Origin of the sequence: Enterobacter cloacae complex sp. P18RS (genome assembly GCF_014982105.1) — a bacterium.
Lineage (GTDB): Bacteria > Pseudomonadota > Gammaproteobacteria > Enterobacterales > Enterobacteriaceae > Enterobacter > Enterobacter hormaechei_C.
The window spans coordinates 1-321 of sequence record NZ_JADCKV010000068.1; the positions used below are offsets into that span (position 1 = coordinate 1).

General features: G+C 33.6%; 1 pseudogene. It reads left to right on the forward strand.

Annotated features, from left to right (window positions below):
* Positions 1-318, forward strand: a pseudogene (locus tag INF61_RS22745) (guanylate cyclase); the annotation flags it as partial.
* Positions 319-321: the final 3 nt, after the last annotated feature.

The following is a 321-nucleotide window of genomic DNA, read 5'->3' on the forward strand; positions in this document are numbered from 1 at the left end:
AGTTGCGGCTCTGTAATTCCAAAAAATAAATGGGTTAAGTTTCATGCTATTTTTTCTGAGGGTTATGGAGAGAACTATGATTCGCTTAAATTCAAGTTTCGTGTTGTAAATAATGGAATTGAAGCCAGTAAAAAGCACGACTATGACAATCATGAAACTGAAATAATAAAAAAAGCTCACGAGAAAGAAGATGGGGTATTTCATGCTATTCACAAAGAAAGAACTTCGTACAAGGGACTTCATCTTATGTATGTTTCTGTGATCTCTAACGGAAGAGTGATTGAGAAAGAGGTTCCTTGTAGTATATTTATACAGTAATTA